This window comes from Wolbachia endosymbiont of Drosophila mauritiana, from assembly GCF_004795975.1.
Classification (GTDB): domain Bacteria; phylum Pseudomonadota; class Alphaproteobacteria; order Rickettsiales; family Anaplasmataceae; genus Wolbachia.
On record NZ_CP034335.1, the window covers coordinates 906061 to 924385 of the forward strand.

Sequence of the window (18325 nt, forward strand, 5' to 3'; positions counted from 1 at the left end):
CTATTGCTTAGGGTTATTTTCTGCTATTAACTTTACTGCTTTCACATAACACTTGTGTTCTTCAGCTAGAATGCGCTCTGAGAGGCTTTGAACATCATCATTTGGTAGAACTGGCACAGTAGATTGAGCGATTACGGCTCCAGCATCAACTTCAGGAATAACATAATGCACAGTACAGCCTGTGATTTTTACACCTGCTTTCAGAGCTTGCTCTTGGGCATTTAGACCTTTAAAGGATGGAAGTAAAGAGGGATGAATATTTATAACTTTATTATGCCATTTATTCAGGAAATCGGCCTTTATAATTCTCATAAATCCTGCAAGGCAAATTAAATCAACCTTATGTTGAACAAGTATTTCATGAATTTTATCAGTATCAAGTGGCTTATCTTCAACAACAAACGCTGAAACTCCTGCTTGCTTTGCTATTTTAAGGCCTCCAGCTTCACTATTATTTGTGATAACACACACAGTTTCAGCAGGGAAATTCTGATCTTGACATGCTTCTATTAAAGCCTGCATGTTTGATCCTCTACCTGAAATTAGTATTCCGAGTCTTATCTTTTTCATTTTAGTGCAGCCGTAAGAATGGACATTAATAAAATAGCTCAAAAGGAAAGTTTATTTTAGAATAAATACTATTGTGTAGCAATATTTTACACTGCTGAATAACATGGAATTAAAGAAATCATTCATTTTAGAGTAATTTTAATGTTTTACTTTGGGAATATTGTGCAATTTATGGTAAATAAATGCATATTTTTATGGCTGCGTTATTATTTATTTAACAAAGTATTAGTATAATTTACTACACTGAATTAAATGGAGAAAATTCAATGAATAAATTACCAAGCAATGCAAAAACAAGCAAGTCTCAGGTTACTCAGTGGGAGGTAATAAAAAATTGTGAATATTCTGATAATTGTTTATCAAAAGTAGTAACTTTATACGTCATTAAAATGGCGGAATTATCAGATATTTATACGAGTAATGAACCTGAAATTAATACTATACTTACAAGAATAAGCATAACCAGTGAAAATGCATTTTTAAATAAGGTTGTTGATATTGAAATTATGGAGGGCATTTTTCCGTACAAATTCAACAGCAAGAAGAAAAATAACATATCAAGGCTAGAAGATTTGTACAATTATTTATGTTCTACTGTTATTGATAGCCTTCCAAAAGAAATGCTTGAAAGCCTAAGAAGAGAATACAGAGACGCTGTTAACTTATTTAAAGCAATTACTTAACTAGGTGTAGCATTTTTAAGACTTTACCTTCTATTTCAGAAATGCCACTTTCAAGATCTTTATCTATCAAACATATGGTAGATAAATATGTTTTCTGCTTCTTTTCAACATTGATAGTTAAAGTTCCAGGAGTAATCGTAACCGAGTTAGCAAATAATGCAATGGTCTTATCATTATGTCCTATGCATTCTCTTACAATAACAATTGGCTCAACTGTAGATTTGAATCGTAGCACCTTTTTTGTTACATAAATACTTGAAAAAATAATTTGGTAAATTAGCCAAGGCATATAACTTATAAGCTGATAAAGTGATAACCTACCACTATCATTTAGAATTTGACTAAGGGCACTTTCAGCATCAATTAACCTTTTAAAGATAATCAATGTGAACACAGAAGAAAATACTCCACAGAGAATAAAAAAAGGCTCAAAATAACCAGACAATGTAATCCATAGAGAAAACAAAATCACAAATGATAGAGAAAAAAACTTAATATTTTGCCTGACTTTCATGATTTGGAGTATAACTTAAATGATTTTTTAGGAAAATAAAAAGTTCTTGATTTTTGTGTCAAAGAACATAATAACCAAGTTATTTTAATAAGTAGTGGAGATTATGACGCTTGATGATTTTCTAAAAATGCTTGAAGAAATAAATGATACTTCAGGTTTAAGCAAGAACAACATAGTTGAAAGAATAAAAATAAAATTAGAAAGTATTGATTTACGGAGGTGGGAAGATAGTGGATTTAATATCAATCATATATTCACTACACATAGTGATCTAGATCCTGTAGAAACTACATTGTTGCATTTTGCTGCTAAGAGTGGCTATGAGAACATAGTAATAGCTCTAATTGAATATGGAGCATATGTTGATGCATGGGACAGCGATGGATGCACTCCTTTACATTTTGCTGCTGAATGGAACCACAAAGGCATATTAGATATTTTAATTGAAAGTGGAGCAAATGTTAATGCGTGGGACAATGATGTATGTACACCTTTACATCTTGCTGCTGAAGGTGGGAATGAAAGTGTAGTAAGAGCTCTAATTGCATGTGGAGCAGATGTTAACGCGCAGAACAATGATGGACACACTCCTCTACATTTTGCTACTAAGAGTGGCTATGAGAAGATAGTAATAGCTCTAATTGAACACGGAGCATATGTCGATGCGTGGGATAATTATAGAAGCACTCCCTTGCATTTTGCTGCTGAAAGTGATAATGAAAACATAGTAAGAACTCTGATTGAACATGGAGCATGTGTTAATGTGTGGGATAGTTGTGGACGCGCTCCTTTGCATTTTGCTAGCGATCATGAAAGTATAAGAGATATTTTAATTGAAAGTGGGGCATATGTTAGTAAACAGAACAATAATAGATATGCTCCTTTACACTTTGCTATTGAATGGGGCTGCAAAGATGTAATAAGTTCTTTGTCAGGCAATGCTAGTCCTAGAGCTGAAATGGCAGTAGGAAGAGTGGAACAAATTACACTTGCAGGAAGATTGGAGCTTTTTTAACCAAACTTGCATTTACTGAGATAATTGTTTTGTTATGAATTAAACCAAAAGTTCTGTAATATATTGAAGCTTAAAGATATCTTTAGATATGGAAGTTATTGCAGAAAATAGAAAAGCAAGGTTTGAATACTTTATCTTAGAAGAATTTGAAGCAGGTATGATCCTCTTAAGTAGTGAAGTAAAATCACTAAGGGAAAGAAAAGCAAACATTTCTGATGCTTACGTTACTGAAAAAAAAGGTGAAATATGGCTAAACAATATGCATATTGCAGAGTATAAAGCTGCGAACCAAAAGAATCACAAGCCAAAAAGAGAACGAAAATTGCTTTTGCATAAAAAAGAGATAAATAAGCTAATTGGTCAAATCAAAACCTCTGGAATAACTGTTGTGCCACTTTCTATCTATTTTAATGATAAAGGGTTGGCAAAAACTAAAATTGCCATTGTGAAAGGAAAAAAACTCTACGATAAGAGAGCAACCATAAAGCAGAGAGAGTGGGACCGTGAGAAAAGTAGATTGTCTAAGAATAATTTGTAGTAAAATATGTCTTTAAGTCCAGTTATTTTTAGCATCGGTCCTGTTTCTATATATTGGTACTCTTTAGCATATGTTTTGGGTATAGTTTTTGCATATTGGTATTTACATAAGCTAGACAATCAAAAAATATTTACTAAGAATTTTTACGATTCGTTATTAACAGCCGTTATTATAGGCATTATCCTTGGAGGTAGGCTTGGCTACGTATTGATATATGATCCAGTTCTCTATATAAGCAATCCTATCGAAATACTAAAGACCTGGGAAGGAGGTATGTCATTTCATGGCGGTGCTATAGGAGTTTTGCTTGCAGTAATAATCTCCTGTAGAAGACATAACATTCCTATATTTTACACACTGGATCTAATTTCTTGTGGAGTTCCGATAGGTTTACTTCTAGGCCGCATAGGTAATTTTATAAATGGAGAGTTATTTGGCAGGGTTACAACTATGCCGTGGGGTATGGTATTTCCAGAAAGTGGTGATAATTTATTGCGCCATCCAAGCCAACTTTATGAGGCATTTTTTGAAGGAGCGCTACTTTTCGTAGTTGTAAATTCACTATTTTACTTGAACAAAATGAGATTGTATTATGGTGCAACAACTGGAGTTGCAGTTATGTTGTATGGAGTAGCACGTTTTATGGTTGAATTTTTCCGCGAGCCAGACTATCAAATTGGCTATTTATGGTTCAATTTAACTATGGGACAGTTGCTTTCTATACCTATGATTTTGTTGGGAATGCTTATATATTTAGGTGCGTTGAATTTTAGGTTTAATACAAAATCTATTCAATAGACAAGAGGTAAGTTGAATAAAAAAATATAGTAGAAGTTTATCTACTACATAGCATGTACAACTGTACGAACTTTTCGTGTTGCAGAGAATAAACGTGAGGGCACAAACCTTTTGTTGCATAGCTATGAAACAAACTTAGTAGCTACTGACCAAATTCATTATTAAGTAGATATTCATTTTTCAACAAAATCCCCTTGATTTAGAAGCTACTCTATTAAAACATATTTTTAAACTTTTGCCAAAACCCTGGTTTATTATCATTAACCTTTGTGAAGGCTATGTTTAAACTGTATCTTGGATCGTTTGGCACATCATATCTAATATTCAGTATTGAAACTTCGTTTTTACTATGAACAGAAACATCGTCATATGATAACTTTGTCGTGTAGCACTTTATATGCTTTTGCTTATCATATACTATATCACCTGATTCCCCTTCTAGTTCTATAAATTTAGTTTTTTTCTGACATTCTTTTATTTTTATTAGATCCTTGTCTAGTGATATTGAAACCGGTAGTGTATTACCAGCATACTCTTTAGCTAAAAGCTCACTTTGAGGATACATTTTTATTTCCCTTCCAAAATTGTGAGTCTATAAAATTATTGCTCCAAAATGTACATATTCGTCAGTAGCATACGGTACAACACCATAATTGCATTGAACTTTGTAATCTCCAACACCATTATTTTGAAAAAGAATCATGAATGGCAGCGTAACTATCAGCAGCATCATTTATGTAATCCATTACCTACCCCTTAAAACCTTTTAATCTATTATATCACAAGAAATTACATCTATCAATAAAAAGACTTTTTTTGATATCAAGTATCTAGGGAGTATATTGATAGGATTTTGACATTCGTATTTCCCAATTTTTCACATACTGCTGGACTAATTCAGGATAATTTTCAATAATTAATAAATTTTCAGCGTTTCCCTTTTCAGCTGTCTTACTGAGGTTAAACGATCCTGTGATGACTTTTTGATTATCAACAATTATTACCCTATTATGAGCGATTTTTGGCTTATTATCGATCCAAATCGGTATTCCATTTGAAAACAATTCGCTTATGACACTATATTTTGAATGGAGTTGTGATTTATCTAAGACGACTTTAACATCAACACCACGCTCTTTGGCGTTAATCAAAGATTTTGCAACTGTTCCAAGAGTAAATGTATATTCTTGAACTAAGATAGATTCTTTAGATTGGTCTATCTCGCTTATTATCGGTACAGCACAGTCTTCTTCAGGTGAGAAGCAAACTGTTGCTTTTGGGCAAGACGAGGATATAGGACCCGCATAGTAGTACAGAGAAAAACATGCCGACAAAAATAAAAGATATAAAAGCCTCACAAACCATACCTAAATACACGGCGGTAGTCTACATCATAGCTCAATCACCTGTCAACCCATATTCCTTCCACTTCTCTGTAACTTTCTTTATTATTTCCTCGCTCATTTCAATTTTTCTTCCCCATTCTCGTTTGGTTTCAGGTGGAAGTTTGTTTGTTGCATCAAACCCTATTTTACCTCCGAGACCACTTTCAGGAGAAGCGAAGTCTAAATAATCAATTGGAGCATTCTCTATCATGATTGTATCACGTACAGGGTCCATTCTCGTTGAAACTGCCCACATTACTTCCTTCCAATCACGTACATTTATATCATCATCAACAACTATAATAAATTTGGTGTATAAGAACTGTTTGAGAAAAGAGAGTATGCCCATAATAATTCTTTTTGCATGCCCTGGATAAGCCTTTTTTATCGATACTACCGCTATTCTATATGAGCAACCTTCTGGAGGCAGGTAAAAGTCCACTATCTCTGGAAATTGATTGATAAGAATTGGCACAAAAATTTCATTGAGTGCTTCACCAAGAATTGATGGTTCATCTGGCGGCTTACCAGTGTAAGTGCTGAGATAAATTGGATCTTTGCGCATTGTAATTGCAGTGATGTTAAACTCAGGAAACTGTTCAACAGCATTATAGTAACCGGTATGGTCTCCGTATGGCCCTTCATCTCTATACTTATCCAAACTTACATATCCTTCTAAAACAATTTCTGCATGAGCTGGCACTTGAAGAGGAATAGTCTTACAATTTACAAGCTCAAGAGGCTTTTTGCGCAGCAGCCCAGCAAATTGGTATTCTGACAACGTCTCCGGCACCGGAGTTACCGCAGCAATAATCGTTGCAGGATCGCTACCAATCACAGCAGCCGCAGGAAACTTCATATTTTGCCCCCTCTCCTTCCACCGTTTATGGTGACCTGCACCACCACGATGTGCAAGCCAGCGCATTAAAGTCGTTTTTTTATCCACGACCTGCATACGATATATTCCAAGATTAAAATTATCTTGCTTGTCTGCTGTTGGTCCTTTTGTTACCACAAGTGGCCAAGTGATAAGCGGTGCAAGTTCATTTGGCCAGCATGTCTGAATAGGTAGCAAACTAAGATCCACCTTATCCCCAGTTAGCAACACCTCTTGACATGGGGCTTTGCTCACAACTTTGCTCCGCATCGATAATACAACTTTTAGTAGAGGAAACATTTTCACAGCATCTTTGAAGGTTTTTGGCGGCTCAGGTGATCGCAAAAATGCTAGAAGTTTACCTAGATCCCTCAATTCACCAGGGTTGATGTTCAACCCTAAAGCTATCCTATTGATGGTACCAAATACATTCACCAAAACTGGAATTGAATTTTTACCATTTTCAGTAGTGACATTCTCAAAGATTATTGCTGGCCCTTTGTTTGACAAAACTCTGCGATGAATTTCCGTCATTTCAAGAACAGTTGAAACTTCCTTTTTAACTCTAATTAGATCTTTTCTCTCTTCTAAAGCCTTGATGAAGTCGCGTAAGTTATTGTACATATTTTAAAAATTTTAAGCCTTTTAAGAAGTGCTTTTCCCAGCACAACTCATTCACTTATTATTATAGAGGCTCTAGAAAAATTATTCTCCAATTCGCTTTTTAAGTTTTTATATTCAGCAGTCTTTAATTCTTCATTGGTAATAAAACTTTTCTTTATGGTTATTAAATTGCTAAATTCGGTTCCATCATTTTTATATTTACAGAACCTATTTACATATAACCAAGGAGTATCTATTTCAAAATTCAAATTTTCACAGTTTTTAATTTTGATATCTTTTATTATCATATGGCTTTCCTTAGTTTTAGGAACACCAATAAAAAGGTCTGACACTTGGTCAGAAGCTGTATTGACAACATCATTAAGCCAATTATCTCCTAAATTCAAAGCAGGTCCTAGATTTGTCTTAAAAATCTTATTTTTTTGCTGAAACTCATATTTGATTGTAAGATCTTCTACATTACGTAAAGTAAGGTCAGGCAATTCTAAGAACTTCTTTTCTTCTTCATCAAGATATACCCCACTAATCATATGAAAAACAGAATCCCTTAATTGCTCATTTGAATAATACAATCCAACCCCTGTTAAACCTAGGGCTGCTTCCCCTTGTACGGTAAGCCGGCCATATTCATTTACAACATTATCTTCTATAGTTAATTCACTATTAGATATCACTTTTGAATTTTCAGCTTGTACAGCAGGAATTTTTATGTAATCTGCTTCCTCAGAATTGAGTACTAGAGCGTTCCTATCAGCAATGTCTGGAAAAATACCCTGTGCCATACTGACGGTATTAGTTGGATCAATCCAATATATTTTTCCATCTTTATTTGTTACTCTGAGCATCACATGATTAAAATTACCCATATTAGGTAATGCTTTAGAGTTAGAAGTGTTAGTAGTTCCTCTCATAACTAAAACAGGTTGAACTTTGTAATCAAGTTCCTGTAAAATAGCAGCCGTGCTAGCAGAAAAATCTTTGCAATCCCCAACTTGAGAATCAGCAATTTTCTCTAAATCTCTCGGAAAATATTGTCCTGATACTGTGCGCCAATCTCCCATATATTGAACTTTTTCATTCAATAAAGAAGTAACAGCATTGATCTTATCTTCATCAGTCTTCTCACTGGCAGCAGACTCTGCTATAGCTGTAAAAGTTGCAGGAAGTGGCTGATTAATGACGCTATGATATCCAGGAGCTAATTTTTTAGCTAGATCTTCCCATTGAGATAAGCTTGAAAGTGATACCCAGGTGTTGTGTTTAATATTCAATAGCCCATTGTGTGGCTCATTTGTTGTATTTTCATAAACTGCTTTCTTTAAAGCAATACTTATAGAGTGTATATTATCATTTTTTTCCTCAGCGATTTCTAATACTTCTCTTGGATCATTAACTTTAATCTCCAGGGGTAATTCAGAATTGATTTTAGTATTTTCTGCTTGTAAATAATCTCCATAATAAGAGAAGCTCAAACCATAAAAATTATCAACAGGAACTTTTTTGTTAACTTGCTTATATCTTAAATATACCTCTGTACCAATTTCTATTTTAGGAAATGATATGGTTACTTGTCTTAACTGATCGAAGCCTTTACTAGGACTAGCTAGCGGTTTATCTTCCATCATGTCTTCAGTGACTATATATTCCTCTCCGTTGTAAGCTGTTTTAGCCTCTAAAACAGTAAAATCTGCACTATCATCATTATAAACAAGACTGTATAGAGAGAATCTATCACGCCCAGACTCCTTGAGTATTTTTGCTTGAAGTTCTACTTCCGTTTCGTAGGTACCATCTCTATTAACATTGATGTTAACATTAGAAAACTTAATCTCAACAGAAGCATCTTCATACTTACTCCACCTTGCTTCAGATGCAGGAGTTACAAAAAATACTAATAATGTTAAGTTAAAAAGAGTTTTTAAAAATTTCATCACAATAACCAGACAAAATACCTACAATCATTTATCCACCATCATTATTAATTTTGGTTTAAAACACTTCTATGCTCATCTGTTATTGTACAAACACTGCGAATTGTAGACAATCGTTATTATACAACCTTTTTAAAATTCAAAGCTACTCAAAACAAATCTTCTAGTGTAATCACATGATGTATCGTATCTTTTAGATATTGATTTTCAGGAGCTCCATTTGCAGCAATTAGTATCCAGAATATCTGTTTCTTTGACTTTGCTCTCTCTCTATAAACCATCTCTTTTCTTTTTAATTGTTCAACAAATTCCTTTGTTACCTGGTAAGGTTTATCGCTATATTTTATTTCACAAAGCATTGTACATCCATCCTCTCTATCGAAAACCAAATCTATTTGTGCACCAAACTCTTTACTATTCTTTTCTGGGTGATGTTGCCAATCCCCACATATGACTCCTATATGTTCTATATCTAGTTTTCTTCTAATTTTATTGGCATGCTTAAAACATACTGCTTCAAATGTTTGCCCTGTCCATGTTAGCCAAGCTGGTTTCTTTATCGCTAACTCCCAATAGTGAGCATCACTTATTATTGCCCTTTTTGTTACTTCTTTAAACGGCTCAATCCATGTCAGATAAAATAATATATATTCATCAACCACCCTATAATATACTCCTCTTTTTCCCTTGTTCAGTGGTAAAAAACCATCAATAAATCCTGCTTCTTCTAAACTCCTTAATTTAGCAGTTAAGCGACCACCTTCCGTCGTTTTAGTTGCTTTTATAAGTTCTTTTCTACTGATTCCTTTTGGCTTTTTTGTAATTGCGCGAATAATGCTTAGATACGCTTCTGGTTCTTCATATAAAGAATGAAATAGCATATCAAACTCATCAAATAATAAACCGTCCTTCTGAAAGCAGATCATATTAATATTTTGTGTTGCTGATAGCCCCTTACTTACTTCTTTAAGATAATGTGGTATTCCTCCCATAGCCATATAGACTTGTAATATCTGCTGGTGATTAAGATCAACTCCTAAATACTTCAGATACTCTTTAGTTTCACGTAAGTTAAAAGGCTGTAAAGGTATTCTTGCAGTAATACGATTATGTAATCCTCCTTTACTATAAATTAGATTTTCTAGCATCCAAGAAGCTGCTGAACCACATACAACCAAGATAAGTTTCTTTCGGTATGTCCAACGTGTGTTCCAAAAATATTCTAACGCTTTTAGAAAACCAGATTTTCTTGCTGCAAGCCATGGCAACTCATCAAAAAATAAAACAACTTGTTCATCTTCATGCGTATTATGATCAACAGCAAGTGTGAGTTGTTGCAAAGCATCCATCCAATTTTTAGGCAAAGCCATTCTTGCACCTTTATAAAAAGTATTTGATAACGACTGTGTAAAAATTGTAAGCTGCTCCTGCAGAGTACCATCATTAAGGCCAGTCTGTTCAAATAAGGTATCGGCATGCTTACTGAAAAATTGTTTTATTAGGTATGTTTTGCCCACACGACGCCGACCATAAATTGCAATAAACTCGGCAGATTGGGAAAGAAGCTTATTTTCTAGAATGGCCGTTTCCTTCTCTCTACCAATTATTGGCTCGTTCATATAATTTACCGCCGTGTTTGTCAGCATTATATGCGGCGGTTATAAAATAATCAACTTTTTTACCGCCGCGGTTACAATTGTTATACATGGCGGTAAGGATTACTTAAATCTCAAATACTTTATTATACACAAGTTTTCGCTACTTAATATCACCAAATTCTCTGATATACTACTATATAAAGTTTGCATTTTTTGATATAAATGTTTTAATATTGAGCATTTCTTTAATGTTTATATTCTTTAAGTAAGTATATGTCTAAGATACCATTTTTATTGATTTTTATATTTACAGTAGCAAGTTTATCAGTAATAAACAATTGGCTTTCACACCGCAGTCAAGTCTTAAATGACGACCATATAGGTGAGAGATTAGATGACTACATCAGTAAAAATTTTGATAGAGTTCTAAAAGCTCTCCGAGAAGAGTCAGCTAAAAATAGTTATGCTAACGCAATCAAAAGTAAAATTTCTCAGCATAAAGATGAAATATTTGACTCCACTTATCCTTACTCAGGAAATGAAAATAGCAATGTCATAGCTGTAGGGTTCTTTGACTATTCTTGTGGCTATTGTAAGGCAATAAAGAATGACATAAAACAGTTGATCAATGATGGCAAAATTAAATATATCTTTAGGGATGCTCCAATACTTGGTAACAATTCCTTAAAGGCAGCAAAAGCTGCTTTAGCAACTTATTTTATCGATAAAGAAAAGTACTTAGATTTTCACTATGCTGCACTAGATCACAGAGGAGAATTTTCAGATAAAACTATATTAGGTATAGTGAAAAATATAGGGGTTAACGAGAACGATTTTAACAACTCTATGAAAAGTAATGCAGACAAAATTGAGCAAATGATAAACAACAGTAAACTTTTAGTAAGCGAGCTTGGAGTAGGCGGTACACCTTTTGTGATAATAGGAGATAGTCTTTTTGTAGGAAAAACTGATTTGAATATATTACGCAAAAAAGTAGATGAGTTAAAAGATTAATAAATTCCCTGCTTGACAGCATAAGAGAGTTTAAGTATAGTTAAGATATAGTAAGTAACAATATGTATAGGCTACATATTAGTTCAAGAAAAGTAGGTGATGTTTGCTTGCAACACAGCACGACCTTAAGTAATTAGCCTTCCTAGGCTGATTAATCTATTAAAATACAATCATTATTTTGGAGTTATAACATGAGAAATTTTAACAGAGAACCAATTGCTCTTTTTCGGCAAATCAAAGGAAAGAAAAAATCGAATAAATTATTGCATAATTTAAAAAGCACTTATCCTAGAGAGCTAAAAATAGGAGCTGCTATAAAGACAGGGGATTGCTTTTTTGACTCTGTAGCTCAAGGATTGAATGAGTTAAATATAAAACCAGATCATTATTTTACTGCAAAATCATTAAGAAAAGACTGCGCAGATTATGTTGAGCAACATGGTAAACAAGATAGTTGGGCCTATAAAGCAGTAATAAAAGACGCTGCTATTGGTGGCTACTTTGTTGCGCTAGAAGGTCCATATGGTCCTATACAAGATCCAAAAACTAAAATAAATATGATAGATGAGAAAAAGACTTTTCATGAGTACTTAAAAAATATTAAGAATATGGCCACAGATCCACCTATATGGGGTCGTCCAGACATTGAAGGTAGAATGATATGCGACAAGTATAAAGTGGAGCTTTATATTTATTCAATAGAGGAAGACAGCCAAAAAGTTACGGTAACTAAAATTACAGCACATGATGATGATCCAGAAGTGTATATACAAGATATAAATCTCAATCAACTAGAGATAGATAGTAGCAAAAAAACTGTAGTAGTAGTGAATTACATGAGGCATTTTGTGCCACTTCTTAGCAAAATCCATTCTGATATAACAGAAAATCAACCAGTTTCTGTTGAAGAAATCTTTGGTGAGGTTACAGAAGTTCCTGCTTATGAGTAACCAAAGCCAGAAGTACAACAAGAAAGCAGCGCTAGTGAGCCAATTCATACAGATACAGTAATTACTATTTCTCATCAACAAGGGCAAGAAACACAACAAGAGGCAATAGAAAAGAAATTAATCAATAGTTACAGAAGAGAAGCTATTTATAGCATAGCTGCTGTAATAACAGCTATAGCATTCACAGCATCTGCTATAGCTACTGTTTTTACTCAACCAATTCCTTTGGCATATCTTGCTGGAGTTGCTTTAGTTGTTACATGTATTTGTATGTATAAGTTGATGCAGAGCCATAAAGACATTAATGAACTCAAAAGTGAGCCAAAGAAAAATATTGCCCATACTTTTCTAGAAGAAACGGGATTTAAAATTTATAGCCTGATTGATAAAGCAGCTTCAAAAATTTAAGATCTTTCCTACTTCATCTATATCAACTCAACTTTATTTTTACAGGAGGACATATGTCATTTACAGAAATTAGATTTCCAGAAAATATATCTTATGGCTCTACTGGAGGACCGGAATTTTCGACTGACATTGTAACAACTCATAATGGCTGTGAGCAGCGCAATATTAATTGGTCTCGTGCACGTGCCAGGTATAACATAGCTTATGGAGTTAGGTCAAACGAGCAGCTAACAGAACTCATAACATTTTTTCAGGCACGAAAAGGTAAAGCTATAGGGTTTCGCTTTAAGGATTGGTCAGACTTTACAGTTATCAATCAAGAAATTGGCATAGGAGACGATAAAAAAGCGACCTTTCAGCTGATAAAAACTTACATAAGTGGAAAAGACAAGCATACACGAACTATTAAAAAGCCAGTGCATGATACAATAAAAATTTACCTCAATGGTGAAGAGACAGAAAAATATTCAGTAAATTATTCAACTGGAGAAATAGAATTTATGAAACCACCAGCAAAAGGCACAATAATCACCGCAAGCTTCGAATTTGATGTACCAGTACGATTTGATACAGATTACCTAAACGCTTCTATTGATAACTGTGGCAGTAACAGTTGGAATAATATTCCCTTGGTGGAAGTTAAATAAGTTAAAGTATGCTCCATAAAAGTTAAGCGATACTTAGGCTCATATTTAAATGAGCCTCAGCATATTTTAAAGTCTATCGCCCATTACAATGTTCCACACTCGAAATTTGAGGAAATTCTAATGTAGTGTTTTCTCTTTCTTGTAAAATAGAAAGTTTTAACAACTCCTTTAGAACTAATTTTACAAGCGTTGTACCGTTTTCCTTAAAAAGGTAGTCCATCCTATTGGTTTTCTGTATGTGATTAACAAAATTTCTAGCTTTCTCATCAAAAGCCTCCATTGTGTTGATATAAGATAATACCAAATCCGAGCTATTTATTGCTAAAATTACATTTAGGGCAATATCTAATTTTGCTTCCTCTTTGCTATATATTGTCAAAATTCCATTTATGAAAATATCTAATTTTGTTTTATCTTTAGTTAAATCTTCAACTAACCTATTTCTAATATTATTATTATCAAACAAAATGTACTCTAGGTACGAAACAGACTCAATAAGTATAAAGTCTTCTAAAGGTACTGATTCTAAACATTCGTCAACATCAGTAAGTATTCCAAACTCAGTAATACATCCTTCTTTTTCCACAACATAGCAATCGGGAAGATTACGATACATTGATAGCAAAGAAAAAAGACGTATTATACTTCTACCTCTATCTTTCATTTCCTCAAGAAGCTTTTTATCATTTATTAGTTTGTGCAAAATGTAATCCGTAGCAAGACCTGGTTTGCGAAAACGAAACATATTATTTTCTGCAAAAATAGCCTCAGCTAATTCGATAGACTTTTTATCCTCATCTATAAAAGCCTTTTTGTTTCTATTTAACTTTATGATCTCAGCTTTACTATTTCTGCGTAGTCTAGTTTGCCCTATTAACCTCTCAAATGTTTCTGTCTTCATGTATATCTCATATTAATTAATATTAATATTTACTATATTAACTATTTTGAGAAAAATAAATGAAAATCTTAATAAAGATTATACAAATATAAAAAAATAAAAGTCTTTTTATATTTGTATAAGTATATAAGAGGTTTGATTGTTGTAAGTTATCTAAGTGCCAGCGTCTAATTAATAAGTCTACTTGAAGCCGTTCGGTGTTTGCACTTTTACGATTTCTGCTTGATACATCACTACTTCTGAAATAGCTGCAAGAAATTCCAAAATTGGAACTTACCATACCGAAGTAAAAAAAAATCAATCATATGTTTTCATAAAACGCTAAAAGTGAGAGTTTTAATAGAATCAGAAGAATATAAGATTTCGTTTTTCCCATTTACTCACCTGATCTCAATTCTACTGAACGCTATTGGTTTCAGATTAAGCACAATATCCAAAAACATGTTCGCTGATTTTTCTTACTCCATTTATTTTATTCTTAAAAGCGCCCTCACCTTTATGTCTTAAGATTCAAGCCAGATGACCCCTATTATAGCAGCATTCATTGCATCCATACAAGCTTGGCATTCACTATCATTACATTCTCCTTCAAGCCTATCGTATTGATTCAGTGTAATATTATCTTTATTATTTAGCATAACCTTGAAGCATTCTTCATAGTTTTTGCCAGTAGATTCACCTGTTTTGACATCAATAAGTTCGTCATTTTCAACCTTAATATCTATTCGAGAATTTGGTCTCTCTTCTTTTTTTGTAATAGCATAAGATTGTAATTGGAAAGTGTTATTATTATTCATAAAATACTCCTTAAATTTATTCTAGTCATAGAATATAAAATTTAAGAATCTGTAAACTAGCTTTGCTCGCCACAATCTTTTTTGTAACATGGGAAATTTTTTATTGCTATGAGTTATCTAGGTGCCAGCATCTAATTATATGAGCCTGCTTGAAGCTGTTTAGTATTTGCACAATTGTGCTAGATCTCATGCGCAACTTGCTTCAAAATTTCTGCTTGTTGTTGAGCATGGACATTAGCATAACCACATGCAGGAGATGCAGCAGAGGGTCTTGCAACACACTTAGGCCTTTTTGCTTGAGTGTCTAGATTAGATAGAACCTCTTCTATTAACGGATTAACAAAAAACCATCCTCCCATATTTTTTGGTTCCTCTTGACACCATATAATTTCAGCGTTCTTATATTTTTCGAGTTCATTGTTTAGTTTATCGGCCGGGAATGGATAAAATTGTTCTAAACGCACTACTGCTATATCGTTTATTTTTTGTGCTTCAAGCATTTCAATTATGTCGTAATAAACTTTACCACTACATATTACAACTTTACGTATTTTATCACTTGCAACTAAACCTGTTCTACACTCTGGAATTACCGTAAGAAATTTTCCTTCAAAGTCAGAAAGGTTAGAAACTGCGCTTTTATGACGCAATAGTGATTTAGGTGTAAACATCACTAAAGGCTTACGAAAATCTCGATTAATTTGTCGGCGTAAAACATGAAAATAATTCGCAGGAGTAGAGCAATTAACCACCTGCATATTATCCTCTGCACAGAGTTGCAAAAACCTCTCTATACGAGCAGAACTATGCTCAGGCCCCTGCCCTTCATAACCATGAGGCAAAAGTAAAACTAGACCACTTGATCGCAACCACTTTGTTTCTGCTGATGCAATAAACTGGTCGATCATGATTTGCGCACCATTTGCAAAATCACCAAATTGCCCTTCCCAGAGCACCAGTGAATATGGAGAGTCAAGGCTATATCCATATTCAAAACCCATCACAGCATACTCAGATAGTGCGCTATCTATAACTTCAAAGCGAGCTTGCTTCTCACTTATGTTGTTTAGTGGAATAAACTCTTCCTCCGTTGCTTGATTGATAAGTCTTGAATGACGGTGCGAGAAGGTGCCGCGACCAGAATCTTGTCCTGACAAGCGCACTCCTATTCCTTCTTTAAGCAATGACGCGAATGCAAGACTTTCAGCAGTTGCCCAGTCTATGTTGCTACCGGAATTTATACTGTCTATTCTGCCATCAAGTATTCTTCTGACTTTATTATTGAGATTAAAACTACTTGGAATATTGCTATTTATGTGTACACCTAATTTTTTTAGCTCATCTGGTGAAACACCAGAGTCCGTATAATATTCACTAAAATCGTTCAACTTTGCTCTTCTAAATTTTGACCACACTCCATCAAACCAATCAGCTTTTTTTGGAGTGTAAGTCACTGACTCAGCAAGACTTTTATCCAACCTTACCCTAAATTCGCTGCGCAATTTACTTACTTCATCACTAATTAGGACTTTCTCTGCAGCCAGCTTCTCTTCGTAAATTGTTCCTGGAGTTTTATGCCTTGATATTGCTTTATACATAAGTGGCTGAGTAAAATTTGGTTCATCGCCTTCATTATGGCCATATTTGCGGTAGCATATTATGTCAATCACCACATCCTTTTTAAATTTCTGCACATACTCCATTGCCAAACTCGCGGCAAAACTCACGGCTTCTGGATTATCTCCATTAACATGAAATATTGGAGCTTCTATTGATTTTGCTACATCAGTACAATAAAAAGAAGAGCGTGCACAACGAGGATTCGCAGTAAAACCAACTTGGTTATTGATGACAATATGAACGATACCACCAACTTTATAACCTTCAATGTTGCTCAAAGTCAGGGTTTCGGCAACCACTCCCTGCCCGATAAAAGCTGCATCACCATGAATTGATATTCCAAGCACAGATCTCATATTTTGTTTTGCCCTTACTCTTCCAGCTAGAACCGGATTTACCGCCTCAAGGTGAGATGGGTTAGGACATAAACTTAAGTGTATTTTTTTACCACCAGCAAGTGCTCGATCAGAAGAGTAACCAAGGTGATATTTGACATCACCAGATACCTCAAGACCACTTGGATATGCAAGGTTGCCTTGAAATTCAGACAGCATTGCCGCATATTCTTTCCCCATAACTTTGGTTAGAACATTAAGCCGTCCTCGGTGGGCCATACCAAGAACTATTTCTTCAATACCAAAAGCTGCAGAATCACTAATAACTCTTTCAATTGCAACAATGGCTGACTCCCCACCTTCGATAGAAAAACGCTTATATCCAGGAAATTTCATATGGAGAAATTGCTCGAACATCTCAGATTCAATCAAGTGCCTTAGTATTTCTTTTTTATCCTGAGGGCTTAGCGTATAGACCTGATTTTCAATTTTCTCCTGCAGCCAAACTCTTTCCTCATAAGAGGAAATATGCATAAATTCAAAACCGATATTCTTGCAGTAAATATCTCTGTAGATTCTAGTGTCACTTGTAGGAGAAAGATTCAAGTATTTTTGATAATCTATTTTCTTATTTACATTCGTTGATAATGGATTTAAGTCTGCAAAAAAGTGACCGTAAGATCTGAAAAAATTTGCTAAATCATCAGCATCTACCTTGGCTTCATTCTGTGCTCTGCAGGGTTCTGCTTTATTAACTTCTAAATTGCTCGAAAAAATTCTGTACCAATCTTCTCCAATTGATTTATCGCCTTGCAAGTAACGGCTATAAATTTCTTCCACAAATTCGACATTATCGCCATAAAAACAGGAGTTATTTTTAAAATTGGACATAATCACTACAAAAGTATCAAGTACTTATGAGTATAACTTAAGTTTTTTAAAAAAGAACTCCTTTAGTTTCTAATTATTAAGTTATACAAACACTGTAATCTGAGTTTTCCAGAAAGGGTGTCATTCTAGACTGACATCTAATCTTTCCATAATGCTGTATTTCAACATAAAATAACTATACTCATCAACTTGTGCCCAATCATAATTCCTAGATTCCAGTGTTAGCTAC

General features: G+C 34.1%; 18 protein-coding genes. 7 read left to right on the forward strand and 11 right to left on the reverse strand.

Annotation, left to right across the window (positions count from 1 at the left end; translation table 11 throughout):
* The gene (gene purN, locus EJB00_RS04405) at positions 1-570 is read right to left on the reverse strand and encodes a phosphoribosylglycinamide formyltransferase (RefSeq protein ID WP_015587782.1); all 570 of its coding nucleotides are present in this window, start codon (positions 568-570) and stop codon (positions 1-3) included.
* A gap of 266 nt (positions 571-836) precedes the next feature.
* Here purN and EJB00_RS04410 point away from each other — a divergent pair, with 266 nt between their 5' ends.
* Positions 837-1253 carry a hypothetical protein gene (locus EJB00_RS04410; protein ID WP_007301944.1) on the forward strand — a complete coding sequence of 139 codons (417 nt, stop codon included), beginning with the start codon at positions 837-839 and terminating at the stop codon, positions 1251-1253.
* Here the strand turns inward: EJB00_RS04410 and EJB00_RS04415 are convergent.
* Positions 1246-1767, reverse strand: coding sequence for a Na+/H+ antiporter subunit E (locus tag EJB00_RS04415; protein ID WP_015587783.1), 522 nt, complete (start codon positions 1765-1767; stop codon positions 1246-1248). The two genes, EJB00_RS04410 and EJB00_RS04415, sit on opposite strands and share 8 nt — an antisense overlap.
* Positions 1768-1870: 103 nt before the next feature.
* On the opposite strand from EJB00_RS04415, the gene EJB00_RS04420 reads away from it, so the two are divergent.
* From EJB00_RS04420 to lgt, 3 genes are all read left to right on the forward strand, one after another.
* The gene (locus EJB00_RS04420) at positions 1871-2782 is read left to right on the forward strand and encodes an ankyrin repeat domain-containing protein (protein WP_015587784.1); all 912 of its coding nucleotides are present in this window, start codon (positions 1871-1873) and stop codon (positions 2780-2782) included.
* Positions 2783-2870: 88 nt separating this feature from the next.
* On the forward strand, positions 2871-3320 hold the full coding sequence (smpB, locus tag EJB00_RS04425) for an SsrA-binding protein SmpB (protein WP_015587785.1): 450 nt from the start codon (positions 2871-2873) through the stop codon (positions 3318-3320).
* A 6-nt stretch (positions 3321-3326) separates the two neighbouring features.
* Complete coding sequence (lgt, locus tag EJB00_RS04430) at positions 3327-4118, forward strand: prolipoprotein diacylglyceryl transferase (RefSeq protein ID WP_007301947.1); 792 nt, start codon at positions 3327-3329, stop codon at positions 4116-4118.
* Between the two features lie 214 nt (positions 4119-4332).
* On the opposite strand, the gene EJB00_RS04435 is transcribed toward lgt, so the two are convergent.
* The 6 genes from EJB00_RS04435 to EJB00_RS04455 all read right to left on the reverse strand — a co-directional run bounded on the left by EJB00_RS04435 (position 4333) and on the right by EJB00_RS04455 (position 10554).
* On the reverse strand, positions 4333-4683 hold the full coding sequence (locus EJB00_RS04435; protein ID WP_225416249.1) for a hypothetical protein: 351 nt from the start codon (positions 4681-4683) through the stop codon (positions 4333-4335).
* 27 nt (positions 4684-4710) lie between these two features.
* A complete protein-coding gene (locus EJB00_RS06450) occupies positions 4711-4851 on the reverse strand; it encodes a hypothetical protein (protein WP_225416327.1) in 141 nt (46 codons plus the stop codon).
* A gap of 97 nt (positions 4852-4948) precedes the next feature.
* On the reverse strand, positions 4949-5476 hold the full coding sequence (locus tag EJB00_RS04440; RefSeq protein ID WP_015587786.1) for a phospholipase D family nuclease: 528 nt from the start codon (positions 5474-5476) through the stop codon (positions 4949-4951).
* A gap of 40 nt (positions 5477-5516) precedes the next feature.
* A complete protein-coding gene (locus EJB00_RS04445) occupies positions 5517-7004 on the reverse strand; it encodes a UbiD family decarboxylase (RefSeq protein WP_135352814.1) in 1488 nt (495 codons plus the stop codon).
* A gap of 47 nt (positions 7005-7051) precedes the next feature.
* The gene (locus EJB00_RS04450) at positions 7052-8935 is read right to left on the reverse strand and encodes a DUF3857 domain-containing protein (RefSeq protein ID WP_015587788.1); all 1884 of its coding nucleotides are present in this window, start codon (positions 8933-8935) and stop codon (positions 7052-7054) included.
* Positions 8936-9084: 149 nt separating this feature from the next.
* Positions 9085-10554 (reverse strand): AAA family ATPase, encoded by a 1470-nt coding sequence (locus EJB00_RS04455; protein WP_225416250.1) that lies wholly within the window; start codon positions 10552-10554, stop codon positions 9085-9087.
* 252 nt (positions 10555-10806) lie between these two features.
* On the opposite strand from EJB00_RS04455, the gene EJB00_RS04460 reads away from it, so the two are divergent.
* From EJB00_RS04460 to EJB00_RS04470, 3 genes are all read left to right on the forward strand, one after another.
* Complete coding sequence (locus EJB00_RS04460; protein WP_135352815.1) at positions 10807-11547, forward strand: DsbA family protein; 741 nt, start codon at positions 10807-10809, stop codon at positions 11545-11547.
* A 191-nt stretch (positions 11548-11738) separates the two neighbouring features.
* The gene (locus EJB00_RS06455) at positions 11739-12497 is read left to right on the forward strand and encodes an OTU domain-containing protein (protein ID WP_015587791.1); all 759 of its coding nucleotides are present in this window, start codon (positions 11739-11741) and stop codon (positions 12495-12497) included.
* 461 nt (positions 12498-12958) lie between these two features.
* Positions 12959-13552, forward strand: a complete 594-nt coding sequence (locus EJB00_RS04470; RefSeq protein ID WP_015587792.1) for a TIGR02217 family protein — start codon at positions 12959-12961, stop codon at positions 13550-13552.
* A 73-nt stretch (positions 13553-13625) separates the two neighbouring features.
* On the opposite strand, the gene EJB00_RS04475 is transcribed toward EJB00_RS04470, so the two are convergent.
* The 3 genes from EJB00_RS04475 to EJB00_RS04485 form a co-directional block, all read right to left on the reverse strand.
* On the reverse strand, positions 13626-14453 hold the full coding sequence (locus tag EJB00_RS04475; protein ID WP_015587793.1) for a hypothetical protein: 828 nt from the start codon (positions 14451-14453) through the stop codon (positions 13626-13628).
* 503 nt (positions 14454-14956) lie between these two features.
* A complete protein-coding gene (locus EJB00_RS04480; RefSeq protein WP_041581313.1) occupies positions 14957-15250 on the reverse strand; it encodes a hypothetical protein in 294 nt (97 codons plus the stop codon).
* Between the two features lie 179 nt (positions 15251-15429).
* Positions 15430-18096: a 2-oxoglutarate dehydrogenase E1 component gene (locus tag EJB00_RS04485; RefSeq protein WP_135352816.1), complete on the reverse strand. Its 2667-nt coding sequence runs from the start codon at positions 18094-18096 to the stop codon at positions 15430-15432.
* Positions 18097-18325: the final 229 nt, after the last annotated feature.

Coding starts and splice junctions, on each gene's coding strand:
- lgt (WP_007301947.1), top strand. CDS start 3,327: ATGTCTTTAAGTCCAGTTATTTTTAGCATCGGTCCTGTTTCTATATAT.
- EJB00_RS04455 (WP_225416250.1), bottom strand. CDS start 10,554: ATGAACGAGCCAATAATTGGTAGAGAGAAGGAAACGGCCATTCTAGAA.
- EJB00_RS04420 (WP_015587784.1), top strand. CDS start 1,871: ATGACGCTTGATGATTTTCTAAAAATGCTTGAAGAAATAAATGATACT.
- EJB00_RS04435 (WP_225416249.1), bottom strand. CDS start 4,683: ATGTATCCTCAAAGTGAGCTTTTAGCTAAAGAGTATGCTGGTAATACA.
- EJB00_RS06455 (WP_015587791.1), top strand. CDS start 11,739: ATGAGAAATTTTAACAGAGAACCAATTGCTCTTTTTCGGCAAATCAAA.
- EJB00_RS06450 (WP_225416327.1), bottom strand. CDS start 4,851: ATGATGCTGCTGATAGTTACGCTGCCATTCATGATTCTTTTTCAAAAT.
- smpB (WP_015587785.1), top strand. CDS start 2,871: ATGGAAGTTATTGCAGAAAATAGAAAAGCAAGGTTTGAATACTTTATC.
- EJB00_RS04445 (WP_135352814.1), bottom strand. CDS start 7,004: ATGTACAATAACTTACGCGACTTCATCAAGGCTTTAGAAGAGAGAAAA.
- EJB00_RS04415 (WP_015587783.1), bottom strand. CDS start 1,767: ATGAAAGTCAGGCAAAATATTAAGTTTTTTTCTCTATCATTTGTGATT.
- EJB00_RS04475 (WP_015587793.1), bottom strand. CDS start 14,453: ATGAAGACAGAAACATTTGAGAGGTTAATAGGGCAAACTAGACTACGC.
- EJB00_RS04480 (WP_041581313.1), bottom strand. CDS start 15,250: ATGAATAATAATAACACTTTCCAATTACAATCTTATGCTATTACAAAA.
- EJB00_RS04470 (WP_015587792.1), top strand. CDS start 12,959: ATGTCATTTACAGAAATTAGATTTCCAGAAAATATATCTTATGGCTCT.
- EJB00_RS04450 (WP_015587788.1), bottom strand. CDS start 8,935: ATGAAATTTTTAAAAACTCTTTTTAACTTAACATTATTAGTATTTTTT.
- purN (WP_015587782.1), bottom strand. CDS start 570: ATGAAAAAGATAAGACTCGGAATACTAATTTCAGGTAGAGGATCAAAC.
- EJB00_RS04460 (WP_135352815.1), top strand. CDS start 10,807: ATGTCTAAGATACCATTTTTATTGATTTTTATATTTACAGTAGCAAGT.
- EJB00_RS04485 (WP_135352816.1), bottom strand. CDS start 18,096: ATGTCCAATTTTAAAAATAACTCCTGTTTTTATGGCGATAATGTCGAA.
- EJB00_RS04410 (WP_007301944.1), top strand. CDS start 837: ATGAATAAATTACCAAGCAATGCAAAAACAAGCAAGTCTCAGGTTACT.